The sequence below is a fragment of the Limnohabitans sp. 2KL-51 genome (genome assembly GCF_003063645.1).
In the GTDB taxonomy this organism is placed as follows: domain Bacteria; phylum Pseudomonadota; class Gammaproteobacteria; order Burkholderiales; family Burkholderiaceae_C; genus Limnohabitans_A.
In genome coordinates this window covers 221859-247829 of record NZ_NESJ01000001.1, presented here as the reverse complement: position 1 = coordinate 247829, position 25971 = coordinate 221859, and the positions used below count along the sequence as shown (strand labels likewise).

General features: G+C 59.7%; 24 protein-coding genes. 5 read left to right on the top strand and 19 right to left on the bottom strand.

From position 1 onward, the window contains the following. Positions 1-19 precede the first annotated feature (19 nt). From leuS to B9Z49_RS01120, 5 genes are all read right to left on the bottom strand, one after another. The gene (gene leuS / locus B9Z49_RS01140; RefSeq protein WP_108351595.1) at positions 20-2737 is read right to left on the bottom strand and encodes a leucine--tRNA ligase; all 2718 of its coding nucleotides are present in this window, start codon (positions 2735-2737) and stop codon (positions 20-22) included. A gap of 80 nt (positions 2738-2817) precedes the next feature. Further along, positions 2818-3237, bottom strand: coding sequence for a biopolymer transporter ExbD (locus B9Z49_RS01135; RefSeq protein WP_108351594.1), 420 nt, complete (start codon positions 3235-3237; stop codon positions 2818-2820). Between the two features lie 6 nt (positions 3238-3243). Then, positions 3244-3888 (bottom strand): MotA/TolQ/ExbB proton channel family protein, encoded by a 645-nt coding sequence (locus tag B9Z49_RS01130; protein WP_108351593.1) that lies wholly within the window; start codon positions 3886-3888, stop codon positions 3244-3246. 23 nt (positions 3889-3911) lie between these two features. Next, the gene (gene dapB / locus B9Z49_RS01125; RefSeq protein WP_108351704.1) at positions 3912-4727 is read right to left on the bottom strand and encodes a 4-hydroxy-tetrahydrodipicolinate reductase; all 816 of its coding nucleotides are present in this window, start codon (positions 4725-4727) and stop codon (positions 3912-3914) included. A gap of 84 nt (positions 4728-4811) precedes the next feature. Next, complete coding sequence (locus tag B9Z49_RS01120; RefSeq protein WP_108351592.1) at positions 4812-5363, bottom strand: outer membrane protein assembly factor BamE; 552 nt, start codon at positions 5361-5363, stop codon at positions 4812-4814. A gap of 84 nt (positions 5364-5447) precedes the next feature. Between B9Z49_RS01120 and fur the strand changes: the two genes are divergently transcribed. Beyond that, positions 5448-5879, top strand: coding sequence for a ferric iron uptake transcriptional regulator (gene fur / locus B9Z49_RS01115; protein ID WP_108351591.1), 432 nt, complete (start codon positions 5448-5450; stop codon positions 5877-5879). Positions 5880-5899: 20 nt separating this feature from the next. Here the strand turns inward: fur and hprK are convergent, their stop codons facing one another. The 4 genes from hprK to B9Z49_RS01095 all read right to left on the bottom strand — a co-directional run bounded on the left by hprK (position 5900) and on the right by B9Z49_RS01095 (position 9276). Next, positions 5900-6841 carry an HPr(Ser) kinase/phosphatase gene (gene hprK, locus B9Z49_RS01110; protein WP_108351590.1) on the bottom strand — a complete coding sequence of 314 codons (942 nt, stop codon included), beginning with the start codon at positions 6839-6841 and terminating at the stop codon, positions 5900-5902. 25 nt (positions 6842-6866) lie between these two features. After that, the gene (locus B9Z49_RS01105) at positions 6867-7334 is read right to left on the bottom strand and encodes a PTS sugar transporter subunit IIA (protein ID WP_108351589.1); all 468 of its coding nucleotides are present in this window, start codon (positions 7332-7334) and stop codon (positions 6867-6869) included. A 144-nt stretch (positions 7335-7478) separates the two neighbouring features. Next, a complete protein-coding gene (gene hpf, locus B9Z49_RS01100; RefSeq protein WP_108351588.1) occupies positions 7479-7808 on the bottom strand; it encodes a ribosome hibernation-promoting factor, HPF/YfiA family in 330 nt (109 codons plus the stop codon). 241 nt (positions 7809-8049) lie between these two features. Continuing rightward, on the bottom strand, positions 8050-9276 hold the full coding sequence (locus tag B9Z49_RS01095; RefSeq protein WP_108351587.1) for an MFS transporter: 1227 nt from the start codon (positions 9274-9276) through the stop codon (positions 8050-8052). Between the two features lie 66 nt (positions 9277-9342). On the opposite strand from B9Z49_RS01095, the gene B9Z49_RS01090 reads away from it, so the two are divergent. Together B9Z49_RS01090 and corA are read left to right on the top strand one after the other, a co-directional pair. Further along, on the top strand, positions 9343-10581 hold the full coding sequence (locus tag B9Z49_RS01090; RefSeq protein WP_108351586.1) for a patatin-like phospholipase family protein: 1239 nt from the start codon (positions 9343-9345) through the stop codon (positions 10579-10581). A gap of 156 nt (positions 10582-10737) precedes the next feature. Continuing rightward, a complete protein-coding gene (gene corA / locus B9Z49_RS01085) occupies positions 10738-11724 on the top strand; it encodes a magnesium/cobalt transporter CorA (RefSeq protein WP_108351585.1) in 987 nt (328 codons plus the stop codon). A gap of 7 nt (positions 11725-11731) precedes the next feature. On the opposite strand, the gene B9Z49_RS01080 is transcribed toward corA, so the two are convergent. From B9Z49_RS01080 to B9Z49_RS01060, 5 genes are all read right to left on the bottom strand, one after another. Further along, positions 11732-12493, bottom strand: coding sequence for a 5'-methylthioadenosine/adenosylhomocysteine nucleosidase (locus B9Z49_RS01080; protein WP_108351584.1), 762 nt, complete (start codon positions 12491-12493; stop codon positions 11732-11734). Between the two features lie 107 nt (positions 12494-12600). Further along, positions 12601-14283, bottom strand: coding sequence for a long-chain-fatty-acid--CoA ligase (locus tag B9Z49_RS01075; RefSeq protein ID WP_108351583.1), 1683 nt, complete (start codon positions 14281-14283; stop codon positions 12601-12603). An 89-nt stretch (positions 14284-14372) separates the two neighbouring features. After that, entirely contained in the window at positions 14373-14981 is a 609-nt protein-coding gene (locus B9Z49_RS01070; protein ID WP_158273395.1) for a CPBP family intramembrane glutamic endopeptidase, read from the bottom strand. 455 nt (positions 14982-15436) lie between these two features. Next, positions 15437-16855, bottom strand: coding sequence for a Re/Si-specific NAD(P)(+) transhydrogenase subunit beta (gene pntB / locus B9Z49_RS01065; protein WP_108351581.1), 1419 nt, complete (start codon positions 16853-16855; stop codon positions 15437-15439). Between the two features lie 142 nt (positions 16856-16997). Next, positions 16998-18599 (bottom strand): Re/Si-specific NAD(P)(+) transhydrogenase subunit alpha, encoded by a 1602-nt coding sequence (locus B9Z49_RS01060; protein ID WP_108351580.1) that lies wholly within the window; start codon positions 18597-18599, stop codon positions 16998-17000. A 231-nt stretch (positions 18600-18830) separates the two neighbouring features. Here B9Z49_RS01060 and B9Z49_RS01055 point away from each other — a divergent pair, with 231 nt between their 5' ends. Further along, entirely contained in the window at positions 18831-19325 is a 495-nt protein-coding gene (locus B9Z49_RS01055) for an NUDIX hydrolase (protein WP_108351579.1), read from the top strand. A 121-nt stretch (positions 19326-19446) separates the two neighbouring features. Here the strand turns inward: B9Z49_RS01055 and B9Z49_RS01050 are convergent, their stop codons facing one another. The 4 genes from B9Z49_RS01050 to B9Z49_RS01035 are packed head-to-tail and all read right to left on the bottom strand — an operon-like array spanning position 19447 to position 24034. Next, positions 19447-20892 (bottom strand): GDSL-type esterase/lipase family protein, encoded by a 1446-nt coding sequence (locus B9Z49_RS01050; protein ID WP_146188434.1) that lies wholly within the window; start codon positions 20890-20892, stop codon positions 19447-19449. Further along, positions 20889-21881 carry a DUF459 domain-containing protein gene (locus B9Z49_RS01045; protein WP_158273394.1) on the bottom strand — a complete coding sequence of 331 codons (993 nt, stop codon included), beginning with the start codon at positions 21879-21881 and terminating at the stop codon, positions 20889-20891. Before B9Z49_RS01045 ends, B9Z49_RS01050 begins: the two co-directional genes overlap by 4 nt. 1 nt (position 21882) lies before the next feature. Further along, on the bottom strand, positions 21883-23295 hold the full coding sequence (locus B9Z49_RS01040) for an MBOAT family protein (RefSeq protein WP_108351577.1): 1413 nt from the start codon (positions 23293-23295) through the stop codon (positions 21883-21885). A gap of 10 nt (positions 23296-23305) precedes the next feature. Next, positions 23306-24034, bottom strand: a complete 729-nt coding sequence (locus B9Z49_RS01035; RefSeq protein WP_108351576.1) for a lytic transglycosylase domain-containing protein — start codon at positions 24032-24034, stop codon at positions 23306-23308. Between the two features lie 74 nt (positions 24035-24108). Between B9Z49_RS01035 and mnmA the strand changes: the two genes are divergently transcribed. Beyond that, entirely contained in the window at positions 24109-25296 is a 1188-nt protein-coding gene (gene mnmA / locus B9Z49_RS01030; protein WP_108351575.1) for a tRNA 2-thiouridine(34) synthase MnmA, read from the top strand. A 43-nt stretch (positions 25297-25339) separates the two neighbouring features. On the opposite strand, the gene B9Z49_RS01025 is transcribed toward mnmA, so the two are convergent. Further along, positions 25340-25966 (bottom strand): aromatic-ring-hydroxylating dioxygenase subunit beta, encoded by a 627-nt coding sequence (locus B9Z49_RS01025; RefSeq protein WP_108351574.1) that lies wholly within the window; start codon positions 25964-25966, stop codon positions 25340-25342. Between the last annotated feature and the right edge of the window lie 5 nt (positions 25967-25971).

Genomic DNA, 25971 nt, shown 5'->3' with positions numbered 1-25971 from the left:
CGGGCATCAGGCCGTGGGTTCACAACACCACGTTGACCAGCCGGCCAGGCACCACGATGAGCTTCTTGGGCGAGGCTCCAGCCGCCTGCTTGACGACGGCTTCATGGGCCAGTCCAGCAGCTTCGATCTGGGCCTTGTCAGCGCTGGCGGGCACCAGGATGGAGCCGCGCAGCTTGCCGTTGATCTGCAACATCAGCTCGATCTGGTCGCGTTCCAGTGCAGACTCGTCCACGCTGGGCCAAGGGGCATCGAGCAACTCGCCTGCAACTTGGGTAAAACCCAGTTGCTGCCAGATTTCGTCGGTGATGTGCGGGCAAGCGGGGTAGAGCATACGCACCAAGAGTGAGACGCCTTCGCACAGGGCTGCGGTATCTCCTGGGCTGCCATCGGGTTTGAAGTCTTCCAGCGCGTTGAGCAGCTTCATGCAACCGGACACCACAGTGTTGTACTGCATGCGCTCGTAGTCGTAACCCACTTGCTTGAGCACCAAGTGCATCTCGCGGCGCAGCGCCTTGGCCGCGTCATCCAAAGCGGCTTGGCTCAGGTCTTGGCTGGTGGCCGAGCGCAACAACTCGTGGTGCTTGAACGCGAAGTTCCAGACCCGACGCAAGAAGCGGTAGCTGCCTTCCACGGCCGAGTCGTTCCACTCCAAGGTCACTTCGGGCGGCGCGGTGAACATGGTGTACAGACGTGCGGTGTCGGCACCGTATTTTTCGATCAGATCCTGCGGGTCCACGCCGTTGTTTTTTGACTTGGACATGGTGCCCACGCCCTCGTAGTCGATGGCGGTGCCAACAGGCAAGCGGCCGTCGCCGCTGTCGGCTTCGTTCTTGAGCTTGGCGCCCACGACTTTGCCGGTCTCGTCGAGCACATGCTCGACATCGTGTGGCCAGAAGTAGTCTTTGCCGCCCTTGGCGGTGCGGCGCGAGTAGATGTGGTTGAGCACCATGCCCTGCGTGAGCAGCTTGCTGAAGGGCTCGTCCACCTTGACCAAACCCAAGTCGCGCATAACCTTGGTCCAAAAGCGCGCATACAGCAAGTGCAGGATGGCGTGTTCGATGCCACCAATGTACTGGTCCATGCCGCTGCCACCAGCGGCTTGGTGCTGGTCCCGCATCCAGTAATCGGTGCCGCCTGCCACCATGGCCTCGGTGTTGGTCGGGTCGCAATACCGCATGAAATACCAGGACGAATCCACAAAGGTGTCCATGGTGTCGGTTTCGCGGCGGGCGGGCTTGCCACAAACAGGGCAAGTAACCCCAGCGTGAAAGCCTTCGTGCTTGTGAAGCGGATTGCCCGAACCGTCGGGGATGCAGTCTTGCGGCAGCACCACGGGCAGGTCTTTTTCGGGCACGGGCACAGCGCCATGCTCGTCACAATGGATCATCGGGATCGGCGTGCCCCAGTAGCGCTGGCGGCTCACGCCCCAATCGCGCAGACGCCAAGTGGTTTTTTTCTCGCCCAGGCCTTTGGCGGCCAGCAATTCAGCCACTTTGGAGACAGCGACTTTTTGGGTCAGGCCATCGAGTTCGCCGGAGTTGATGCAGACACAGCTTTGTTTGTCCCCGTACCAGTCCTGCCAGACGGTGGCGTCGAAGGCCTGGTCCTTAACGGACACGACCTGCTGGATCGGCAAGGCGTACTTCAAAGCAAATGCGAAGTCACGCTCGTCGTGCGCTGGCACGCCCATCACCGCGCCATCGCCATAAGACATCAGCACGTAATTGCCAACCCAGACTTCAACCTGCGCGCCGGTCAGTGGGTGCGTGACGAACAGGCCGGTGGCCATGCCCTTTTTTTCTTGTGTGGCCAGCTCGGCCTCCGTCGTACCGCCACTCTTGCACTCTTCCAAAAACGCGTACAAAGCAGGATTGGACGAAGCAGCATGCAGCGCCAAGGGATGCTCGGCCGCCACCGCGCAAAAGGTCACGCCCATGATGGTGTCGGCGCGGGTGGTGAAGACATACATCTTGCCCTCACCGATGAGGCCGCCATCGGCACCTTTAATGGTGTGCGGGAACGCGAAACGCACACCTTCGCTCTTGCCAATCCAGTTTTCCTGCATCAGGCGCACTTTGTCGGGCCAGCCTTTGAGCGTGGCCTTGTCGTTGCCGATTTGCACATGGTCCAGCAGCTCTTGTGCATAGGCCGTGATGTTCAGGTAATAGCCTGGAATCTCGCGCTTTTCGACTGGAGCGCCTGTGCGCCAGCCTTTGCCGTCAATGACCTGTTCGTTGGCCAGCACGGTCTGGTCCACCGGGTCCCAGTTCACGACCTGGGTCTTGCGGTAGGCGATGCCTTTTTCCAGCATTTTCAAGAACAGCCACTGGTTCCACTTGTAATAGGTCGGGTCGCATGTGGCCACTTCGCGCGACCAGTCGATGGCCAGGCCCATCGCCTGCATCTGCTGTTTCATGTACGCGATGTTCTCGTACGTCCATTTGGCCGGGGGAACGCCGTTTTTGAGGGCGGCGTTTTCTGCGGGCAGGCCAAACGCGTCCCAGCCCATTGGCATGAGGACGTTGTGGCCCTTCATGCGCAGGCTGCGCGTGAGCATGTCGTTGATGGTGTAGTTGCGCACATGGCCCATGTGCAGCTTGCCGCTGGGGTAGGGCAGCATGGAGCAGGCGTAGAACTTCTTTTTGCTGGCGTCTTCGGTGACGCGGTAGGCATCGCGGGCGTTCCAGCGGGACTGCGCTGCGGGTTCGACTTCGAGGTGGTTGTACTTGTCTTGCATAGGGCTAAATTGTAGGGGCTGGGCGGGTCAAGGCCGGGCGCGGGCGCTGCAAGGCCACAGCCGTCCGCATGGGCTTAAGTTCAGGGTGAAACCACCTCGGCGACAAAGCCGATCCGGGTCAACCCGGCTTTTTGGGCCATGCCCATGGCCTCGACCACCCGGCCGTAGGGGACAGACGCGTCGGCGCGCAGTTCCAGCTCAGTCAGTGGGTTGCGGCGGGCAGCTTTGGCCAGTTGTTCGCGCAGGGCGTTTTCGGCGATCGGCTGGTCGTTCAGGAACCATTGGCCTTGCGCATCGACCACCAAGACCACGGCTTGGGGCGCAGCCCCCGGATCCCCGCCTTCGCTTTGGGGCAGGTCAAGGCGGATGGCGCTGGTCATCAAAGGTGCGGTCAGGATGAAGATGACCAGCAACACCAGCATCACGTCCACCAGAGGCGTGACGTTGATTTCGCTCATGGGCGTATCGCCAGGACGGCTAGATAGGCGACCAAAAGCCATGACCGCTCAGTCCCGGGGGCCGACGAGCAAAGCGCGCACATCGTGGGCAAAGCCTTCGAGCTCTGCCTCTATCTGGCCGATGCGCCTCCCCAGCAGGTTGTAGCCCAGCACCGCCGGAATTGCCACCGCCAGGCCGGCAGCGGTCATGACCAGGGCTTCGCCCACGGGCCCGGCAATCTGCTCAATGCGTACAGGGCCACCTTCGGCCATGCCACTCAGCGCATTGAAAATGCCCCAAACCGTGCCCAGCAAACCAATGAAGGGCGAGGTGGAACCGGCCGTGGCCAGCAGCACCTGCCCCCATTGCAAGCGGCGAAGAACCGATTGCATGGCTTCGCGCAGCACACGGGTGAGTTGGTGGTGACGCTGGCCCGCCGAGGCCAAAGTGCCGCCCAAGGGCAGCAAGGTGGCGTCCAGCAAGGGCAGCACACAGGATTCACGGTCAAACTGCGCCACGCGCTGGCGGGCATCGTCGAAACCCGGGGCCTGCCAGAATGCGGCCACGCTGCGCGGCACGTCTTGTGTGACTCGCGAGAGCAAACGCCATTTCCATGCGATCACGACCCAACTGCCTACCGACAAGGCCAGCAACATGAGCGCCAGCACGCGGCTGAAGACATCGCTGTGCAGCAAAAAGTCGTTCAGGCTCATGGGTGGCTTTCAGGTAGGGTGCATCAGCGCAGCTTGAGCACGTCGAACATGTCAAACAGGCCACGTGGCTGACTGATCAGGAAGCGCACGGCACGCAAACTGCCTTGCGCGTAAGTGGCGCGGCTGGAGGATTTGTGCGTGACCTCGATGCGCTCGCCAATGCCTGCGAACAACACGGTGTGTTCGCCCACGATGTCACCGCCGCGAATGGTCGAAAAACCGATGGTGGACGGGTCGCGCTCGCCCGTGTGGCCATAACGCTCGTACACGGCGCATTCTTTCAAATCACGCCCGATGGCCTCCGCGATCACTTCGCCCATCTTCAGGGCTGTACCCGAAGGCGCATCCACCTTGTGGCGGTGATGGGCTTCGATGATCTCGATATCGTAACCTGTGGACATGGCCTGCGCGGCCATTTGCAGCAATTTCAAGGTGACATTGACGCCCACACTCATGTTCGGAGCCATGACGATCGCAATGTCCTGGGCGATCTCGGTGATCTCGGCTTTTTGCGCATCGGTAAAGCCCGTGGTGCCAATGACCGCCTTGACGCCCAGTTCACGGCAGACTTTGAGGTGGGCCAGTGTGCCCTCAGGTCGGGTGAAATCGATCAGACAGGATGCGCCCAGCAGGCCTGCGTGCAAGTCGGCGGTGACTGCGGTGCCCGTGACCCGACCCAATGCAGATCCTGCGTCTTGCCCAATCGCTGGGCTGTCCGCGATGTCCAGTGCACCCGCAAGGCGGCAGTCGTCTGTGGCCAAAATGGCTTCGATCAGCATGTGACCCATGCGACCGGATGCGCCGGCGACGGTGATGGGCAAAAGGTTCGTTGAGGTCATGGCTTGAATGGGCAAAATGGAAAAGGCTCGGTCCAAAAAGGGCTCGGGGATAACGGCCCATCGCAGGACACCGGGGCCGTGTGTTCAGCGTACGGCCGGCTCCAAAGGCGGGTAGCTGCGCGGCAAGGCTGCAGGCGAGGTGGGCGAATCGGTCCGAGTCGCGGTGGCGGCAGGCGCAAATTTCTTCAAATCCTCTTCGCTGGCTTGCAGGGCGGGCAGTTTGCCCACTGCCTGGGGCCCCACCAGGCGACCGGCAAAATCCGACTCGCTGGGCAGCACATCGCTGTCGACCTGTTCGAGCACATCGCCCTTGAAGTACACCGTGAGCCTGAAATTTTGCGCGGCCACGCCCTGGCGCTGAATGCTGAAGGCATAGTCCCAGCGGTTGTCATGGAACAAACTGGCGATCAAGGGGGTTCCAAGGATTTCGCGCACCTGAGCGCGCGCCATGCCGGGACGCAAAGCCTGGCGCTGCTCGTTGGAGACAAAGTTGCCTTGCACCACCTCGGGCACAAAGGGCTTGAAGGTGTCGCGACCCACGGAACTGGTCAGGCTGCCACAACCGGCCAAGCTCGCACCCAGCAAGAGGGCTGCCAGGCCATGGACGGAAAGACGGAAAGTCAGGGAAGCTGTCATGGTTGAGGGTGTGCCGATATGATCTGGTCATTGTAGCGGCAGCCTTGCCGCAGGACCGCCACTGGCACCCCACCCACACAGCCCATGAGCCAGATCGACGAACTGAAAAACAACGGCCTCAAAGCCACCTTGCCGCGCCTGAAAATCCTGGAAGTTTTTCAAAACGGCTTGCTGCGCCACATGACCGCCGAGGATGTGTTTCGTCAACTCCTCAAGGACAACGCCGACATTGGCTTGGCCACCGTTTACCGGGTGCTGACCCAGTTCGAGCAAGCGGGCATCCTCAGCCGCAACCACTTTGAGAGTGGCAAAGCCGTTTACGAGCTCAACGAAGGCCAGCACCACGACCATATGGTGTGCCTGGATTGCGGTCGGGTGGAAGAGTTTTATGACGCGGAAATCGAATCGCGCCAGCAAGCCGTGGCCCAGGCCAAGGGCTTTGTGATCGCCGACCATGCCCTGAGCCTTTACGCCCACTGCACGCAACAGCCCTGCCCGCACCGCAACGCCCGCTGAAAAGGCGCTTGCCCCAGCTTTCAGCCCATGGCGCGGCGCTGGCGCTCGATGAAGTCCTGGTAGGTGTCGATGCCGCGCATCTGCAAGATGGTGTTGCGCACGGCCGCCTCCACCAACACCGCAATGTTGCGCCCGGCCATGACCTGGATCACCACCTTTTGCACCGGGATGCCCAGCACGTCTTGCCGCAAGGGCTCGGAGGGCAGGCGCTCGTAATCACGCTCCAGGGTTTCACGGCGCACCAGGTGCACAATGAGTTTGAGCCGCATTTTGCGGCGCACCGCCGTCTCGCCAAAAATAGCGCGGATGTCCAAGAGGCCAATGCCGCGCACTTCCAGCAGGTTTTGCAGCAGATCAGGGCAACGCGCTTCGATGGTGGTCTGGTTGATGCGGTAAAGGTCTACCGCATCGTCGGCCACCAAGCCATTGCCACGCGAGATCAACTCCAGGCCCAGCTCGCTTTTACCCAGACCTGACTCGCCCGTGATCAACACACCCATGCCTAAAATGTCCATGAACACACCGTGCATGGTGATGCGATCTGCAAAGTGTTTGGACAAATAAGCTCGCAGCACATCGATCACAAAGGCCGAGGATTGCTGTGTAGCAAACATTGGAATTTGGGCCCGCTCACACATGGCCAGCAAGGCATCGGGCGCGGTTTGACCGTCGGCCAGCACCAGCACCGGTGGCTCCAGCGTCACGATGCGCGCGATGCGCCGTGAGCAGTCGTCAGGCGTACCGTTCGTCAGGTAAGCGACTTCGCGCGGCCCCAAAATCTGGACGCGGTAAGGATGAATGTAGTTGAGATAACCCACCAGGTCGGCGCCGGAGCGGGCCTGGCGCACGGCGACCTCGTCAAAGCGCCGCTCCGATGCACCCAAGCCCGCTTGCCACTGCCACCTGAGTTGTTTGCGATGGTCCTCAAAAAGGACATCGGCGCTGATGACGGAGGGTTTCATCGCCTGCAGGCTTTGGAAAAGGAATTCAGGCGGTTTGAGCCGATTGCCACTGGGCGATCAGCTGGTGCAGACCTGCCTGGGCCGTACTGCTTTTGATGCTTTCGCGCAAAGCGGTGTCGCTGAGCAACTCGGCAATCTCGGACAAAATTTCCAAATGCTTCTGGGTCGCCGCTTCGGGCACCAGCAAAAAGATCAGCAAGTTGACCGGTTGCTCGTCCGGTGCATCAAAACCAATGGGCTGGGCCAACTGAAACACTGCAGCCATGGGGGCTTTGAGGCCCTTTATGCGCCCGTGCGGAATGGCCACCCCATGGCCAAGGCCCGTGGAGCCCAAACGCTCGCGGGCGAAGAGGCTGTCGGTGACCAAGGCACGCGACAAGCCATGCAGATTCTCAAAAAGAAGTCCGGCTTCTTCGAATGCACGTTTCTTACTGGTGGCTTCCACCCCCACAAGAACTTGGGCAACAGGCAATATGGATGAGAGTCGGTTCATGGTCGAGGCCGGATTATGCACCCGATCCGAAAACAGGCTTTGTCACTGGCCCGACCGGATCGCGACAGCTCGGGCCGGCAAGCCGCCCAGGACGCGAAAAAAAGGGCCACTTGCAGCGGCCCTGATGAGAAAGTAATGAAGCGATCACATCATGCGCTTAGGCGCACTGTGGTGGTGGTCGGTCATACGGTCCTTGTGTTTGACCACTTGACGATCGAGCTTATCCACCAGATCGTCCACTGCGGCGTACAGGTCTTCGTGGGCGCTTTCAGCAAACAGGTCATTGCCTTTGACGTGGATGTTGCACTCTGCGCGCTGGCGCTTTTCCTTTTCCTTCATCTTTTCGACGGTCAGCAGCACTTTGACATCGACCACCTGATCAAAATGCCGAGTGATGCGGTCAAGTTTCCCCGTGACGTACTGGCGCAATGCCGGGGTCACTTCCAAATGGTGCCCGCTGATGGTTAAATTCATAATCGTCGCCTCCATAGATTCAAGGTAGGGGAAAGCCCCGCTGGTGCGGGACTCTGAAACCACCTTTTCGGGGTGGCTCAACCCCACTATGCGCGCCGAAAAATGGAAAAGCAATACGCCCAAAACTAAACCTGTAAAGACCCGCTCTTTTGTCCCCAAAGCCCCATTTTGGTGCTATCGTATTGGTTGAATTTGAGCCATGGTCAGACCCGCCTCTGAGAACTCTAGGGCCCTGAACCTTTCAGCCCGCCGCCTGCGCAGGAGCCCCATGCAGGCGCAAATGCCCAGCCAACCAGACGCTGAGCAAGCTGGCCACCACACCCAACAAGCCCGCCACCCAATACAAGGTGAGCTGCCCCTGCGCGTCGCGCCCGATGATGAGCCCTGCAACCAATGCGGCCAAGCCCATGGAGGCCGACTGCACGGCCGAATTCAGGGTCATGAACGTGCCGCGCAAACGGGGCTCGACTGCTGAAGAAATCATCGCCATGCCGGGAATCATGCGTCCGCTCATGACGGTGAAGAACAGCGTCGATATGGCCAGCAAGCCCCACAGGGGTAGCCCTTGCGAAAGCGTGGTGGCCATCAAGGGCACGGTCACCGCCAAAGCCAGGCGCTGGAACATCCGGACCTTGCCCACCCGGTCCGTGAGGCGGCCAAAATAGCGTGCGCTCAGCAAGGTTGCCAAGCCGCCGCACAGGTAGATCCAGGGCACCTCAGCGGCCTGCATGCCCGCGTTGGACTGCAGGTAAATGGTGATGTACGGAATGACGCTGAAAGCTGCGAACATCATCAAGCCCGACACGGCAAACGCCTTGAGGTGGTTGGGCTCGGCCAGCACCTGGCCGATGCCGCGCCAAACGCTCACCCTTTCGGGGTGGTACAAGTGCGCATCCAGTCGGGGCAAGGTTTGCCAAGCCCCGAGCGCCAGCAAACCCACCAGCGCTGCGATGCCCACAAAAGGCGCATGCCAGTTGAAATGCGCCGCCAAAAACAGGCCCAGCGGCACACCTGCCACGGTGGACACGGAAAACGAGGTCATCACCACGCTCATGGCGCGGCCTCGTCGCTCGAAGGGGATCACATCGGCCACGATGGTCTGGGACAAGGCTGACAAAACGCCGCCAAACAAACCTGCAGCCACACGCGCCACCATCAACCACACATAGTCGGGGGCAAAGGCGCAAGCGAGCGTGGCCAACCCGAACAGGCTGTACATGCTCAGCAGCAACTGTTTGCGGCCGAAACGGTCAATGTAGGTGGCCGCCATCAAACCCGAAAAGCCCGCCGACAAGGTGTAGGCGGACACCAACAACCCAAACTGGGCGTTGCTGATACCGAACAAAGCCGTGAACTGCGGCCCCAGCGGCATCATGATCATGAAATCGAGGATGTGGGTGAACTGGATGCCAGCCAGTGTCAAAAGCAGCCAGCGCTCACGGCGCGGGGTCAAGTGGGGGGTGGTCATGGAACAATGCAGAAGAATGGGCTGAATCTAACACCCCCAGCCACCCACAGCCGTTCCTCCCCTTACATGCACATTGACCCCTTGACGACCGCCCGGCCAATGTCGGCCCCTGAAGCTCACCGGTCTGCGCATCCGCACCCCATGCTGGGGCTGGTTCTGATGGGCGGCGGTGCGCGAACCGCTTATCAAGCGGGGGCGCTGCAGGCCATTGGCCAATTGTTGAGTCACCAGGCTGGCTGTTCAAAAGCCTTCCCGTTTCAGGTGCTGGCGGGCACCTCCGCAGGTGCCTTGAACGCCACATTTTTGGCCAGCAAGGCCATGGATGGTTTGGCAGGACTGGACGAATTGGCCCATTTCTGGACCAGCATCCGCACGGAAGCGGTTTACCGCTTGCCCCAGACCCCGCTGGACAAGTTCAGTCGATGGGCCACCGCTTTGGGTTTGCTGCGCTCTGCCCGCGCCCATGCCGCCGCGATGGACAGCCTGGCCCTGGTCAACACCTTACACCGGGCGATTGCCCTTGATCGGATCGACACGGCCTTGCACCACGGCGTGCTGCAGGCCCTGGCGGTCACAGCGTCCAGTTATTCAAGCGGTATTCATTGGACGTTTTGCCAAACCCGCGACGGCCAGCCCATCACATGGAGTCGCCCGGGCCGTCGCGCCGAGCAGCAACCCATCACCATCGAACACCTGATGGCGTCCAGCGCCATCCCCTTCATTTTCCCGTCTACGCCCCTTTGGGTGGACGGCGGCATGGAGTTTTTCGGAGACGGCTCGATGCGCCAGATCTCACCCTTGTCCTCGGCGGTGCAACTCGGGGCCGACCGGATTTTGGCGATTGGCGTGAGCCAACCGCCACGCGCCAACTTGGTGGCTTCAGCCCACACCACAGGACGTCCCTCCTTGGGCACCATCGCTGGCCACGCCCTGGCCAGCGTATTCCACGACACCCTTGAGGCCGATGTGGAGCAGATCGAACGCGTCAACCAGGCCTTGGAACACCTACCCGAGGCGATCCGCGCTGGCCTGCCCCTGCGCCAGGTTCAGGTCTTGACACTGCAGCCCAGCGCCTCGCTCGACGCCTTGGCACAAGACCACGCCCACGCGCTGCCCCGGCCCATTCTTCGGGTGCTGGAGGGGCTGGGCGCCCTGCGCGGGAGTGGTGCAGCACTGGCCAGCTATTTGCTGTTCGAGCCGGGCTTCATCGCTGCGCTGTTAGCCCTGGGACAAGCCGACGTGCAGGCACGCGCCGATGAAATCCTGTCTTTTCTAAGCCCCACATTGGAACATCCGGTGCGATAATCCGCCGATTCATTCTGGAGACACATAGCCGTGGAAACTACCCCGAGTCGGTAGCTTTCGAACGCCTTGAGCATGAGCCCATCGTTCGAAAGCTGCAGAAATACCCCTTCGCCGCCCCTTTGAACCTTTGGCACCTGGCCATTTTTCGGATTCGCCATGCTCAACATCTTTACCCTCGTCAACGGTCGCCTCTTTCAGGAAGAGATCGAGTCGCTGGAAGAACTCTCCCGTTTTCAGCCCATCTGGGTTGACCTGGAGTCCCCCACGCTGGAAGAAAAACGCTGGATCAAACAATACTTTGGTCTTTTCATCCCCGAAGACGCGATGGACGAGGACATCGAAGAGTCCGCACGGTTTTACGAAGAGGACAACGGCGAGTTGCACATCCGCTCGGACTTCTTGATCGCCGACGATGACGAGCCCCGCACTGTGCGCTGCGCTTTCATCTTGAACCAGCACAACGCCGACCTGAAGAGCCAGGGCGTGCTTTTTTCAATCCACGACGAGGACGTGCCGGTGTTTCGCCTTTTGCGCATGCGTGCACGGCGGGCACCCGGACTGATCGAAGACGCCAAGGATGTGCTGCTCAAACTGTTTGACGCCGACGCCGAATATTCGGCCGACACGCTCGAAGGCATATACGACCAACTCGAAAAAGTGGGCAACACCGTGCTCTCCGGTGACGTGACGGACGCCATGGCCAGTGAAGTGCTGGGCGCGATTGCACGGCAAGAAGACATGAACGGCCGCATCCGCCGCAATGTAATGGACACGCGCCGCGCCCTGAGTTTCATGATGCGCTCCAAAATGCTGAATGCCGAACAGTTTGAAGACGCACGACAGATCATGCGCGACATCGACTCGCTCGACTCGCACACGGCATTTTTATTCGACAAGATCAACTTCTTGATGGACGCCACCGTCGGTTTCATCAACATCAACCAGAACAAAATCATCAAGATCTTCTCGGTGGCCAGCGTGGCGCTTCTGCCGCCCACCTTGATCGCCAGCTTGTACGGCATGAACTTCCAGTACATGCCCGAGCTGTCCCAAAAATGGGGTTACCCCTATGCATTGGCGCTGATGGCCGCCAGCGCCGTGGTGCCCATGTGGTATTTCCGCAGGCGCGGTTGGCTCAAATAACGCCCAATCAAGCGGGTGTGCGTTTAGCCAACCACTGCGACAAAATGGCCCGGCTGTAACGGCTGGCCACATCACGAATGAATCGATTGAAATCGGTGTGCGCCATGTCGTCTGCGCGGTCTGAGATGGTGCGCACAGCCGCAAACGGCACACCATAGTCCAAGCAAACCTGCGCCACCGCCGCGCCCTCCATCTCCACCGCCAAAGCCTCTGGCAAGGATTCGCGAAGCGCCTGACTTTCAGCGCTGGTCGAGACAAAGCGATCACCGCTGACGATCAAGCCCTGGTGCACCTTGGGCGAACTCAGCTGAAACTGGGCCAAGGTGTCAGGGCCCAAATGCCGCTCAGCCGCCTGCAGCACCTGCTGCGTGGCCTCGGTCAATTGCAACGACAAAGCGGCATCGGCCTCAAAAAGAGCCCGGCCATACAGCGGGACCTCGTGCCTAGGAAACAGTGGCGAGGCATCCATGTCGTGCTGAACCAAGCCGCTGGCCACCACCACATCGCCCACGCGCACCCCCGAACCCAATCCGCCCGCCACGCCGGTGAACACCAGCGCATCCACCCCAAAGCGCTCCAGCATCACCGTGGCGGTGGTGGCCGCCGCCACTTTGCCGATGCGCGAGAGCACCGCCACGACCGCATGGCCTTGCCAGTGACCCAGCCAGAAGTCGCGCCCCGCCACCACCACCCGCTGCTCTTCGGGCATATCGGCCAGCACAGCTGACAATTCTTCGTGCAGGGCACTCATGATGCCGATCACCGCCATGGATCATCCTTTATTCTGTTCGTCAGAAATAGGCGACAAATTGAAAACGGCCACAAGAAAACTTGTGGCCGCCAAACTCAGCCCCGGCGCATCCGGTCAGCGCAACATCAAGCTTTATCGCGCAACTCGCGCCGCAAGATTTTGCCCACAGGCGTTTTAGGCAACTCGGAGCGGAACTCGATCACCCGAGGCTGCTTGTAAGCGGTCATGTTCTCTCGGCAATAGGCCATGATTTGCTCAGCGGTCAAGGCGGGGTCCTTCTTGACCACCACCAGCTTCACGGTCTCACCGGTTTTCTCGTCGGGCACACCAATGGCCGCGCATTCCAGCACACCCGGACAAGCCGAAGCGACTTCCTCGACCTCGTTGGGGTAGACGTTGAAGCCACTGACCAGAATCATGTCTTTCTTGCGGTCAACAATTTTGAAGAATCCCCGCGCATCCACAATGCCGACGTCGCCCGACTTGAAGTAGCCGTCGGCGGTCATGACCTTGGCTGTTTCATCCGGGCGCTGCCAGTAACCGGCCATCACCTGAGGGCCTTTGATGGCGATCTCGCCGGGCTGCCCCACTTCGGTCACTTCCTGCCCGTCGTCGTCCAGCAGCTTCATCCAGGTCCCGGGCAAGGGCACGCCGATGGTGCCGGTGAACTCTGTGCTGGTGGTCGGGTTGCAACTGGCCGATGGACTGGTCTCGGACAAGCCATAACCTTCGCAAATGGGGCAGCCGGTTTTCTCCAGCCAGAGTTTGGCCACGTTGGGCGTGACAGCCGTGCCGCCGCCCAAAGACACTTTCAGGTTGGACCAGTTAACCGTGTTGAAATCTGGGTGGTTGGCCAAGCCATTGAACAAGGTGTTCACGGCCGGGAAGCTGTGAAAGGTGTGCTTGGACAACTCCTTAAGCACCGCGGGCAGATCACGCGGATTGGGAATCAGGATGGTCTTGCCGCCCATGCGCAGACCCAGCATCATGTTCACCGTGAAAGCGAAGATGTGGTAAAGCGGCAAAGCACACACACTGGTGGGCTGCTCGCCTGCCGGGATGCGCTTCATGACGGGCGCGTTCCAGGCCTCAGACTGCAAAACGTTGGCAATGACGTTGCTGTGCAGCAGTACCGCACCTTTGGACACGCCGGTGGTGCCGCCTGTGTACTGCAGCACCGCGATGTCATCGGCTGTCAACTCGGGCTTGCGAAAAGCTTGTTGACGCCCTTTGGACAAAGCGTCGTTGAAGCGCACCGCCTGGGGCAGGCGAAAGGCAGGCACCATTTTTTTGACGTTGCGCACCACGTAATTGACCAAGCTGCCCTTGAGCAGGCCCAGCCGGTCACCCATGGCTGCCAAAATCACATGCTGCACGGGGGTTTGTGCGATGCACTTTTCAAGGGTGGCGGCAAAGTTCTCGATGATGACAATTGCCTTGGCCCCCGAGTCCTTGAGCTGGTACTCCAGTTCACGGGCGGTGTACAACGGGTTGACATTGACCACTACCAAACCTGCCCGCAATATGGCCGCCACCGTCACCGGGTACTGCGGCACATTGGGCATCATGACTGCGACGCGATCGCCTTTGCTCAGGCCCAACGATTGCAAGTAAGCCGCCAGACCCAAGCTTTCCTGGTCGGTTTGGGCGAAGCTCAGTTCCTTGCCCATAAAGCTGTAGGCAGTGCGATCGGCGAATTTGGAAAAACTCTCTTCGAGCAAGCCGACCAACGAACTGTACTGGCTGGGGTCGATGTCAGCCGGCACGCCTTCGGGGTAACTCTTGAGCCAAACGGGGTTCAGGTTCATGTGGGGTTCTCCTGTAATCAGTCTACCGCACTCCTGACTTCAAACTGACTCTCGCTGATGCTGGATTTCCCGAGGTTTACAAGCAAAGGCTATGACCTCTTGGTAAGCCACTTTGCACGATGAAAAAACCATGCATAAAAGACCCATGAACTCACCACAACAGACACCAAGGAAAAGACCGGATCGTAAGTCTGTGTCGTGAATATGGCCGATGTTGGCAGTGGCGAATCCTCATAGCCGAAAAACACAATCAAGAAAAAATTGTTGGCGGTGTGTGCCCCGATGGAAAGCTCCAGACGCGCGTCACGCAAAGCGACCAGTGCTAAAAACAAACCCATGGTGAAATAAGCGGCCGCCATGATCAACATGCCGTTTGAAGTCACTTCAGGGTTGGCCAAATGAGGCAAGGTAAACAAAACACTGCTGAGTGACGCGGCCACCAGAGGATGACGGGAGATAAGCCCGAAAGCCTGCAGCAAGTAGCCCCTGAAAAACACCTCCTCCGCTGCGCACTGTATGGGCGTCAGCAGCAGGGCCAACATGGAAAAAAGTAGCCAGCGTTGGGCATCAAAACTCCAAACGTACCGCCCGGGGAAAAGCACACTTTCGATCCCCACGGAGCACAGCATGATCACGCCCCATACGGCAGCACCCTGAAAAATCCGCTGCCAAGAGATGGCTTGGCGGGTGGTGATCAAGGACCGCCAGGGTCTGCGATGCAAAAAAACGTGAAGCATCCAGGTGCCCAAAATCAAGAGCATGAAATCCACATGGGTGGCCACAAATTCGCTCACGGCACCTAAAGACTGTTGCAACATCAGTGTTGAAATCACGATGCTGGCCACCAAAACCACCATCTTGACCAGGAGAGCACCCAAGATGTAACGCCACCATCCGTTGCGCCCAACGTCGGTGACCGAGAAAAAAACTGCGGAGGAAGACCGCAGTGTCGAAGCCTTGTGATCCATAAGACGGGTTTCAAACAAAAATCATGAAGGCAAACGCAACCAATCCGAGCCAAGCCACGGAAGCTGCAACATGGGTTTCAACCTAGACAGCGCAAAGCCGCTCGCACGCGAATCACGGCAGCTGTCGTGGCATAAAAACCCGAAAGGGGCCCCTGCGGCCCCTTCTTTGGAATCGATGACGCGCCTCAGGCCTTGAGCGCCACCAAAACCTCATCGAGCATCTTCTTGGCATCGCCAAACAACATGCGGTTGTTGTCTTTGTAGAAGAGCGGGTTGTCCACCCCGGCGTAACCGCTGGCCATGGAGCGCTTCATGACGATGCTGGTGCGGGCCTTCCACACTTCGAGCACCGGCATGCCCGCAATCGGGCTGGTCGGATCGTCTTGCGCGGCCGGGTTCACGATGTCGTTGGCACCGATCACGATGGCCACGTCGGTGTCTGGGAAATCGTCGTTGAGTTCGTCCATCTCGAACACGATGTCGTAAGGCACCCTGGCTTCGGCCAAGAGCACGTTCATGTGACCCGGCATGCGCCCGGCCACCGGGTGGATGCCAAAGCGCACGTTCACGCCTTTTTCACGCAGTTGCTTGGTGATTTCAAACACCGTGTGCTGCGCCTGCGCCACGGCCATGCCGTAGCCGGGCACAACGATCACGTTTTTGGCGTCGCGCAGCAACTCGGCGGTCTCGGCCGCCAAAATGGGGCTGACTTCACCTTGCGGCTCGGCCGCTTCGCCTGTTGGCTTGGGCGCTGCGGCTGTAGTGCCAAAGCCCCCGGCGATCACGCTGATGAAGCTGCGGTTCATGGCGTTGCACATGATGTAGGACAAAATCGCGCCGCTTGAACCGACCAGGGCACCGATCACGATCAACAAGTCGTTGCTCAGCATGAAGCCGGTGGCCGCAGCGGCCCAACCGGAGTAACTGTTGAGCATGGACACCACCACTGGCATGTCGGCACCGCCAATGGCCATGACCATGTGGATGCCGAATAGCAAGGCGATGGCAGTCATGATGACCAAGGGCAGCATGCCTTCTTCCACCGTGTGGGCATTCATGAACTCACGGCCAAAGTAAACCACCGCGATCAAACCCAACAGGTTGAGCCAATGGCGTGCGGGGAGCAACAAGGGGCTGCCGCCGATGCGACCGGACAACTTGCCAAACGCGGCCACCGAACCCGAGAAGGTCACAGCGCCAATGAAGATGCCGATGTAGATTTCACCTGCGTGGATGGCGTGCGCTGCGCCTTCCAGATTTTTCGAGGCCTCGGGGTCTACAAAGGTGGCATAACCCACCAATGCCGCCGCCATGCCGACCATGCTGTGCATGAGCGCCACTAGTTCGGGCATTTGTGTCATCTGCACTTTGCGTGCAGCGTACAGACCAATGAGCGCACCCACCAGCACGGAGCCCACGATCATGGGGATGCCCTCGGCCGTGACTTGCGGGCCAAAGATGGTGGCCAACACGGCCAGGCTCATGCCGATCATGCCGTAGAGGTTGCCGCGCCGTGCGGTTTCCTGGTTGGACAAACCACCCAGGCTGAGGATGAATAGGATGGTTGCGCCGATGTAGGCGACCGTGGCCAGACTTGAGTTCATGAGTGTCTCTTTTTCAATCGGTCGGGGACAGAGCTAAAGTTCTGTCCCCAAAGTCTTCATCAGTCGGGGGCAGAGCTGAAAATCTGCCCCCAAGGTCATCAATCGGTTGGGGACAAAGCTAAAGATCTGTCCCCAAAGTTTTTTATTTTCGGAACATCGCCAGCATGCGCTGGGTGACGGCAAAGCCGCCAAACATGTTGATGGCCGTCAGCACCAGCGCCAAGGCGGCCAAAATGCCAATCAGCGTGTTGGGTCGTCCGGCCGCAGCCAAAGGCGAAATCTGCACCAGCGCGCCAATAGCGATGATGGAGCTGATCGCGTTGGTCACGCTCATGAGCGGGGTGTGCAGCGCGGGTTTGACGTTCCAGACCACCATGTAGCCCACAAAGCAGGCCAACACAAACACCGTGAAGTGCGACAGGAAGGCCGCTGGCGCATACGCACCCACCAGCACCAGCAGCACAGCAGCAACCGCTGAAACGATGAGCAACTGGCCCACCGGCATGGGGCCAGACGGCTCGCCATGGCCGTGGCCTTTTTTGGCGGCAGGTGCGGCAGCGGGCTTGGGTGCAGGCTTGGGCGCCACCACCAATGGCGGCGCAGGCCAGGTGATTTCACCGTCCTTGATGACCGTCAGGCCCCGGATCGCGTCGTCTTCCATGTTGACGTTGATCACGCCGTCTTTGGTCTTGCACAGCTCTTCGGTCAGGCGGAACAAATTGGTGCCATACAGCGTGGACGACTGGCGCGCCATGCGTGAGGCCAAATCGGTGTAACCGACGATGGTCACGCCGTGCTTGACCACGGCTTTGCCGGGCTCAGTCAGTTCGCAGTTGCCGCCTTGCTCTGCGGCCATGTCCACGATCACGCTGCCGGGCTTCATGCTTTGCACCATCTCGGCGGTGATCAGCTTGGGCGCGGGTTTGCCGGGGATCAACGCAGTGGTGATGATGATGTCGCACTCTTTGGCCTGCTTGGCGTACATCTCGCGCTGCGCGGCCTGAAAGCCTTCGCTCATGACCTTGGCGTAACCGCCGCCGCCCGAGCCTTCTTCCTCATAATCCACTTTGACGAACTCACCGCCGAGCGAGACCACCTGGTCGGCCACTTCGGCGCGGGTGTCGTTGGCGCGCACGATGGCGCCCAAGCTGGCGGCCGCGCCAATCGCGGCCAAACCGGCCACGCCGGCACCGGCGATGAACACTTTGGCGGGGGGCACTTTCCCCGCAGCCGTGATCTGGCCGTTGAAGAAACGACCGAAGGCGTTGGCCGACTCGACCACCGCGCGGTAGCCGCTCACACCCGCCATAGAGGTCAGGGCGTCCATCTTCTGGGCGCGGCTCAATGTGCGGGGCAATGCGTCGATCGACAGCGCGGTGACCTTTTTGGCTGCCAATTGCTGCATCAAATCGGGGTTTTGGGCGGGCCACAAAAAGCCAATCAAGGTCTGGCCTTCATGCATCAGCGCCACTTCGTCGGGCGTGGGGGCCCGCACTTTAAAGACGATGTCGCTGCCACTCCACAAGGCCGCCGCGCTCGGCGCAATCGTGGCACCGGCTTCGACATAGGCCGCATCCGACAAGTCAGCGAGTTCACCCGCGCCTTGTTCCACGACCACGGCAAAGCCGAGTTTGACCAGTTTGGTCACCGCATCGGGGACCGTGGCCACCCGTTTTTCACCGGGGAAAATCTCTTTGGGCACGCCAATGCGCTGCGGCGTGGGGGCGTTGTCGCCTGTCTGCATGTCTGACTCCTCACTCAATCCACAAAAAAATATGGCCAATCTTAAAGCTTAACCGAAGTCAATCCATTCCAGCTCAAAGCAAGTCCTTCACAAGCGTGTTGGGGCCGTCAGTGCCATGAACATGGGCAAACACCGATGCAAAGGGCTGAATTGGCCCACCCGGGCACCTTTTTGGTGCCCATGTGGGGCTACAGAGCATTTTGACCCCTTGGCCCACAGATAATTGAGGTCATGGACACACGCTGGAAACCCAATGTCACCGTGGCCGCCATCATTGAGCGTGATGGCCGCTACCTGTTGATCGAAGAACACACCCAAGAGGGTTTGCGCCTGAACAACCCGGCTGGCCACCTGGACCCGGGCGAATCGCCAGCGCAAGCCTGCGCCCGCGAAGCCTTGGAGGAAACGGCCCAGCCTTTCACGCCCACCGCCTTGGTGGGCATTTACCTCTCACGCTTTCAGCGTCCGGCGACGGGCGAAGACATCACCTATGTGCGCATGGCTTTTTGCGGCGACATTGGCGAGCTGCAGCCCCATCTGAGCCTGGACGAGGGCATCGTGCGCACACTCTGGATGACCCCTGAGGAAGTGCGCGCCAGCGCCGAGCGCCACCGCAGCCCCTTGGTCTTGCGCTGCATCGAAGACCACTTAGCCGGACAACGCTTTCCACTGGGTGTCATCCACACCGACCCGGCCGTGGCCGATTTGCCCCCTCTATCGACCTGAGTCCCGACCAGACAAGCGCTTGCCTGTGCGCTGGGTACGCTGACTGGTCATTGGCACCGGCTTGGTGATGAGTGTGGTGTTTTTTGCGTGCACGGGCTAATCGTGCGCCGCTTGCCAAGATTCAACGGTTCACCGCTGGCACGGGCACATCCCCAAAGAGGGCCGGGCCCCAGCCCAAGTCTTTCGCCATCAACTGCGCCAGGCGCTGGTAGCCGGGCACGGTGAAGTGGATCAGATCCCGCGCCATTAAGGGCGGGTTGTGCCGCGCCCATCGGTAAGCACTGCCTGCGCCACCCATGGCCTCGAACATGCTCCAGACATGGCAACCATGGGCGCGTGCCACCTGCTTTTGAATTCGCCCGATCTCTTGGTGCACACGGGTAAAACGCAGCAAGTCGGAAGCCGTTCGATCGGCATTACGGGGTGAGGGCTTACCGATCTTTTGTGAACGCCGCAATAAAATCCCGCGATCTCCGGGGGCGATCAGCAAACAAGCCGTCAGGGGGAAAACCGCTCGCCACTGGGACACCGAGGCCTGCAACATCTGCCGATAGGCTTGGGCACTGAAGGGCTGGACATTGCCCTCGTTGGTGCCAAAAGCCAACACCACCAAGTCATAAGGCGGCTGAGGCCACCACGGCATCAACGACTCGGGTCGCACATGCCGCCAGCCCCCCGCTGTGGCCCCAGGGTAACCAAACACATCCATGTGCAAGCGCACATGGGGTGCCACTGGCCACTCCAAGCCCTGCAAGCGCATGGGGCCTTGCATCACCCGCAAAGCCAGGGTGGACATGGCCTCTTGGGCCCACAATTCCAGCACAGCAGGACCCTCTTCGCCTTGCAAAGTGATGAACTGTTCCGGACCCGCGTCCACCCGCAGCGCCAAAGTAACAGGTCGTTCGGTCTGCTGGTAAAGCAGGCGGATTTGGGCATGTTCGGCGCGCCCGGCCGCATTGCGAAGGTCCAGCGCTAGCCAGGCACCGTCCTGAAGGCTGCTCATGTTGACGAGACCGGGACCGGGCTGCGCAGCCCCGGCGCTTTGGGCATGAGCGGGTTCAAATTGCCAATCAGGGCTCACGCAAGTTTTACGCAAAGGCAGGCGCACGCCCGGCCGACCCCAACTGGCCGGCACAAAACGCGCGCGTACCAGCTCGGGTGAAAGCCCCGATAAACGTTGCAACTCCTGCGTGAAAAACCCGGCGGCGAGGTGGCTGTCGCCCCAAATGCCCATGCGTAAAACCGAAGGATTTGCGTGCGACCACAAAGGCGAAGCACCCGGCACATCGGCCGGCACTGCATCGGGCGTGCTCGATGCTGACTCCCTGAAAGCAGGCACCTGCTTGTCCACCTCGGCTTGATCGGGCCACTCCACCGGGTCGGGATCAGCCGGACGCTCTGGTCTTGGCGCACGAGGCGGCAAACCGCACTGCAAATCAGGCGCATTCGACTGTGCCTGCACCTGCAAACGGGTCATGGCTGCCAGGCCGCTTTGGGCATGCCCCAGCGTGCTACCCCAGGCCAACACCAGACAGAGTGCCGCTTGCGCAAGTGCAACGTGATTCACGGCTGGCGGCCCTGCTCGATGTGGTCCAGCAATGCCTGGTTGATCAAGCGCAAACCCGAGGGCGTGAGGTGAATGCCGTCATTGGCGCGCAAATTCACACGTTGCCCGTCTTCTTTGCGTTTGGATTTTTGAAAGGGTTCCGACAAGAGACCGATCAGAGGCTCCGTGGCCAAATAATCGGTCCGCCATTGGGCGGCCCGGGCATGGAAGATGTGATTTTGCAAAACCGCACCTTCCCTGAGACGGCCATCCTGCATGGCCGGCAGACCCACCCAAATCACACGCACTTGGCGCTGCACGGCAGCAGCCAACACCTCATCGACGCGTAAAGCGTAGTTCAAAGCCCAACCCGGTGATGGGAACAAATGGCGTTGCCCATCGACCAGCATGTCCCACGGATCATTGGGACCCAAAAAGACGACGATCAGCGTCAGACTCTTGGCATCCATTTCGTCCATCATGCGCGCGGGCCAGTCAAAATAACGCCGCACCGTCAGGCCTGTGCTTTGACGGCTCAAATCATGCACTTGCCAATCGGGGTGCAAGCGGGTGATTTCACGCATGAACAAGGGCCCAACGCCTTGCATCATCGAGTCGCCCGCCAGCAAAATCCGCTGGGGACCCGGAGCCAATTTTTGCTGCGCCAAGGTGGCCAGAAACTGTCCAGACGGCAGGGGCTCAGGCAAACTCTGGAGTTGCGGGGGTTCGGGCGTACGGTTGATCGGGGCCGGGTCCTCTTGCACCCCCCCCGAAGAAGGCCAATTCAAACGAAACAAGGGCCTGGCCCCTCCGGCGCGAACGCGTTCATCCAGCCAACGCGAAGGGGCGAACAAGACTTGGGCTACCGCAGGCGGCAAGGCAGCCTCCAGGCTGAAGTGGTAGCGAACACCCAAGTACTTTTCGAGGGAAGTCAACCAACTCAAGCACACCAGCAAGGCTATGCCAGGCAAGAGCCAGCTCAGTTGAAGTGAAGACAAACGATGACGCATATCAAAACCGATAGTAAATAAAATTGGGCACCCCCTCAGGCGCCCCATAAAGCACCGCAAACAGCAGCAGTGCCAGCAACACGGCAGCCCCCCAAGAACCCAGACGTGCCAGACACGCCACGCTCAGGCGCTGCAAGGTCAACGCCCAAGGACTCAGCCCAAAAACCAAACCAGAAATACCCAACAAACCCCACCAAGGCAATTGCTCAGACAACCAAAAACCAGCCGGACTGTGCCACAGTCCTTGCAGCATTTGGATCGCCTGCGGCAAAGAATCTGCCCGGAAAAATACCCATGCCACACTGACAAAAACAAAGGTCAAGATTTGCGCGGCCCAGCGCGGCCAAACCGGCATGCCCCAGCGTTTGGCCATGTTTTGCACCACCACACCGAGCCCGTGCAACAAACCCCAAACCACAAAAGTCCAATTGGCACCGTGCCACAAACCGCTGACCAACATGCCTGACAACACATTGAGCTGCGTTCGGCCCCAACCTAAGCGGTTGCCCCCCAAGGGGATGTAAATGTAATCGCGGATGAAGCTGGACAAAGACACGTGCCAGCGTGTCCAGAAATCAGACAGATTGCGCGCCAAATAGGGTTGGCGAAAATTGACCGGCAAACGGTAACCCAGCAACAAGGCCAGTCCGGTCACGATCAGTGTGTAGCCTGCAAAATCGAGAAAAATCTGCATGCTGTAGCCCAGCATGGCCGCTGCCAGCGACACACTGGCGTACTGGTCAGGGAACTTGTAAACCGGGTCCACCACTTGGGCTGACAACCAGGACGCCAACACCACCTTTTGCACCAAACCCAATGCGATCAGGTACAGGGCCAACCAGCCCTGCCTTGGACTGCCCACGCGCCGGGCAGGGCGTTGTCTATCGGTCTGGGCGAAAAATTGTTCGGCACGCCAGATGGGCCCGGCGAACAACGTAGGCCAAAAACTCAGGAACAACAGAACATCCGGCCAAGAACGAGCTAAATTCGGTGCGCGACCGACCATCACCAGGTAGCTCACCGCCTGAAAGGTAAAAAACGACACCCCTACAGGTGCCACCCAATTGAGCACGGGCAACAAGGACACAAAGCCCGTGTGCTGCAAGATCGCCTGAAAGGTCTCCCGGACAAATTCATAGTACTTGAGGGAAAAAAGAAAAGACCCCGCCAACCAAAGGCCCAACGCAACAGGTAGCCGAGCAGATGCAGCCCGCTGCATCCAGCGCCCCAAGGCCCAAATGACGGTGCTGTAGACCGCCAACACCACAGCGAAAAGAGGCACCCAGGTCGCGTACAAGGCGTAGGAGGAGGCGATGAGAAAGCACCGCTGCGCACGCGGGTGATTGGCTAAAGACCAGTAAGTCGGGAAAAACAACAGGCAAAGCAGCGCGAACTCGGGCGAGACAAAACTCATGCAGGACCTCTCACTGGGTAGGCACGTTCACGCCTGCAGCCACCTGATCGAGCAGGGACTGCTCCGCCAGGACCTTGGCCACATAACCGCCATCTTCCGACAACTCATAGCCACCCAAGTAAAACTTAAGCCCTTCCTCGATCGATCCGCCGCGTAACTTGATGAAGTCGGCCAGCACCTCAGCACCCACTCGCAAATTGCTGATCGGGTCAAAAGCGGCCAATTTGCCGCCATAGGCTTCGTAGCGCTGGGCATGGATGCCTGTCATGACCTGCATCAAGCCTTGCGCACCCGCTTGGCTTTGCACGTAAGGATGAAAGTTGGACTCGATGGCCATCACTGCCAAGATCAGATGGGGTGGCAGCTTGGTCTTTTTGGACAGCACATGCGACTCAGCCACCAGCGCGGCCAAAGGCTCCGGGGCCACTTTGTATTTGCGTCCCAACCACTCAGCCACGGCCGCCTGGGACTTGGGCAAATCCTTCAAGTCAACCGCGGTGGCGCGCTCGGCGGTGTTTTCGGGCAACCAAGACAGCAGCACCTGGCGCTCACGCAACCAATCAAAAAGCGTCCCTTCAGCTTGGTTCAACCAATCAGGCTGCCACCACAACGCTACCACCAAGGCCGCCGCGCTCAGGCCCACCATGGCCAGGCCACTGTGGGTCACGATGAACAGGCCTCGCGCGGTGTCGCGCAAGAAAGTTCGAATGGGAAAGCACCATGTGCAATGCAAGGTCATGAATTTGAGCTAATCGGGCATTATAAATTTTCGCCAACCGCTGACCCTGGCACTGAGCGCTGGATAATTCGGTCATGTCACACTTTTCACGCGTGGTCGTTGGCTTGTCCGGCGGCGTCGATTCTGCCGTCACGGCCCACCTGCTCAAACAGCAGGGCCACGAGGTGATCGGCATCTTCATGAAAAACTGGGAAGACGACGATGACAGTGAATACTGCTCTTCGAACGTCGACTTTGTGGATGCCGCTGCTGTAGCCGATGTGCTGGGCATCGAGATCGAACACGTCAATTTTGCGGCCGACTACAAGGACCGGGTTTTTTCGGAGTTTGTGCGTGAATACCAAGCCGGGCGCACGCCCAACCCGGACATCCTGTGCAATGCCGAGATCAAGTTCAAATCATTTTTGGACCACGCCATGCGGCTGGGGGCCGAAAAAATCGCCACTGGCCACTATGCCCGTGTGCGACATAACATGGTCAGCGGTCTTTTTGAGCTACTCAAGGGCTTGGACCCCAGCAAAGACCAAAGCTATTTCCTGCACCGGCTGAACCAGGCGCAGCTGTCCAAAACCCTGTTTCCGGTGGGCGAGTTGCACAAGACTGAAGTGCGCCGCATTGCCGAAGAGATCGGTTTGCCCAATGCCAAAAAGAAAGACTCCACGGGCATCTGCTTCATTGGCGAGCGACCCTTCCGCGAGTTCTTGAATCGATACATCAGCAAGGAGCCGGGCCCGATCAAGGATCCCACAGGCCGCACCATTGGCAGACATGTGGGTCTGAGTTTTTACACCCTGGGCCAACGTCAAGGTTTGGGCATTGGTGGTATCAAGGCCAAAGGTGACGACATGAAGGCCCTGCAGGCGCGCGGCTTGCGCGGCGCGGGCGAGCACACACCCTGGTTTGTCGCCCGCAAGGACATCCCCAACAACACCTTGTGGGTGGTGCAAGGCCACGACCACCCGTGGTTGTTGTCACCGCAACTGCATGCCACCGATGTGAGTTGGTGCGCAGGCCAGGCCCCTGCGCCCGGGACCTATGCGGCCAAGACGCGCTACCGGCAAGCCGATGCACCTTGCAGCTACCTCCCCCTGCCCATGACAGAAGGTCAAGTGAACTCTGAACCAGGTTCTGAACTGGGCTTTGAGCTGGACTTTGCACAAGACCAGTGGGCCGTCACGCCCGGCCAAAGCGCCGTGCTGTACGACGGCGAGGTGTGCCTGGGCGGCGGCGTCATTGCCAGCCGGGAAACCGTCCGAACTTGAGTCAGGTGCAGGTCTCCACGGCTGTGTGTCCCAGTCCGCTTGCTTACACCCAAGCCTGAATCACATAGTCATAAGCGGCTTGGCCATTGGTCATGTCCACGCGCTGCAACTTGATCTTCCAGTCTTCACCCTGTTTGACCAGCGTGTGGCGGTAACTGCCGCCGAAGTGACGCACTTGGTCACGGCGCATTTCCATCATCTGAAAGCGCGAATACACCTCCATGGTGGTGTGCGTGGCCGCCTCGATCACGATGTTTCCGACCAGGTGATTGGTACCCCACTGCGCCGCTTGCGACCAGGCATTGGGGTGCAGCAATCGGCCCATGCGCACCTCCATCAGCAAACGGTCTTCAGCAAAGATGGAAGCCTCACGGCGCCAGTCGGTTTGCAGCGGGGTCGAGGGCATCCAGTACACCCCGTCCTCACTGAACAATTCGGCCCACTCACCCCAAGCCTTGTTGTCGAGCAAGGCAGCCTGGTGGAACAACAATTCTTCGACCTGCCGACGCAAACCTGCATCGACCGCGGTGGCTTTGGGAATGTAGCCTTGGCTGGGCATGCGCCCGCGCCCCATGTGGTCGGGCGCGATGGATTCGGCGCCCGACATGGACTGGATGGCCTCGATCACCACACCCGTGCCCAGGGCCTCTTTGACTTCTTTGGGTTGCATGAATC

What these genes read in the sequence shown, in the direction of transcription:
- pntB (WP_108351581.1), bottom strand. Translation starts at nt 16,855, where the DNA reads ATGAACTCAAGTCTGGCCACGGTCGCCTACATCGGCGCAACCATCCTA.
- hprK (WP_108351590.1), bottom strand. Translation starts at nt 6,841, where the DNA reads ATGAAACCCTCCGTCATCAGCGCCGATGTCCTTTTTGAGGACCATCGC.
- leuS (WP_108351595.1), bottom strand. Translation starts at nt 2,737, where the DNA reads ATGCAAGACAAGTACAACCACCTCGAAGTCGAACCCGCAGCGCAGTCC.
- B9Z49_RS01025 (WP_108351574.1), bottom strand. Translation starts at nt 25,966, where the DNA reads ATGCAACCCAAAGAAGTCAAAGAGGCCCTGGGCACGGGTGTGGTGATC.
- B9Z49_RS01060 (WP_108351580.1), bottom strand. Translation starts at nt 18,599, where the DNA reads ATGCAGACAGGCGACAACGCCCCCACGCCGCAGCGCATTGGCGTGCCC.
- hpf (WP_108351588.1), bottom strand. Translation starts at nt 7,808, where the DNA reads ATGAATTTAACCATCAGCGGGCACCATTTGGAAGTGACCCCGGCATTG.
- B9Z49_RS01105 (WP_108351589.1), bottom strand. Translation starts at nt 7,334, where the DNA reads ATGAACCGACTCTCATCCATATTGCCTGTTGCCCAAGTTCTTGTGGGG.
- B9Z49_RS01045 (WP_158273394.1), bottom strand. Translation starts at nt 21,881, where the DNA reads ATGCGTCATCGTTTGTCTTCACTTCAACTGAGCTGGCTCTTGCCTGGC.
- B9Z49_RS01120 (WP_108351592.1), bottom strand. Translation starts at nt 5,363, where the DNA reads ATGACAGCTTCCCTGACTTTCCGTCTTTCCGTCCATGGCCTGGCAGCC.
- B9Z49_RS01130 (WP_108351593.1), bottom strand. Translation starts at nt 3,888, where the DNA reads ATGAGCCTGAACGACTTTTTGCTGCACAGCGATGTCTTCAGCCGCGTG.
- B9Z49_RS01095 (WP_108351587.1), bottom strand. Translation starts at nt 9,276, where the DNA reads ATGACCACCCCCCACTTGACCCCGCGCCGTGAGCGCTGGCTGCTTTTG.
- B9Z49_RS01075 (WP_108351583.1), bottom strand. Translation starts at nt 14,283, where the DNA reads ATGAACCTGAACCCCGTTTGGCTCAAGAGTTACCCCGAAGGCGTGCCG.
- B9Z49_RS01080 (WP_108351584.1), bottom strand. Translation starts at nt 12,493, where the DNA reads ATGGCGGTGATCGGCATCATGAGTGCCCTGCACGAAGAATTGTCAGCT.
- corA (WP_108351585.1), top strand. Translation starts at nt 10,738, where the DNA reads ATGCTCAACATCTTTACCCTCGTCAACGGTCGCCTCTTTCAGGAAGAG.
- B9Z49_RS01035 (WP_108351576.1), bottom strand. Translation starts at nt 24,034, where the DNA reads ATGACCTTGCATTGCACATGGTGCTTTCCCATTCGAACTTTCTTGCGC.
- dapB (WP_108351704.1), bottom strand. Translation starts at nt 4,727, where the DNA reads ATGACCTCAACGAACCTTTTGCCCATCACCGTCGCCGGCGCATCCGGT.
- fur (WP_108351591.1), top strand. Translation starts at nt 5,448, where the DNA reads ATGAGCCAGATCGACGAACTGAAAAACAACGGCCTCAAAGCCACCTTG.
- B9Z49_RS01135 (WP_108351594.1), bottom strand. Translation starts at nt 3,237, where the DNA reads ATGGCTTTTGGTCGCCTATCTAGCCGTCCTGGCGATACGCCCATGAGC.
- B9Z49_RS01055 (WP_108351579.1), top strand. Translation starts at nt 18,831, where the DNA reads ATGGACACACGCTGGAAACCCAATGTCACCGTGGCCGCCATCATTGAG.
- mnmA (WP_108351575.1), top strand. Translation starts at nt 24,109, where the DNA reads ATGTCACACTTTTCACGCGTGGTCGTTGGCTTGTCCGGCGGCGTCGAT.
- B9Z49_RS01090 (WP_108351586.1), top strand. Translation starts at nt 9,343, where the DNA reads ATGCACATTGACCCCTTGACGACCGCCCGGCCAATGTCGGCCCCTGAA.
- B9Z49_RS01040 (WP_108351577.1), bottom strand. Translation starts at nt 23,295, where the DNA reads ATGAGTTTTGTCTCGCCCGAGTTCGCGCTGCTTTGCCTGTTGTTTTTC.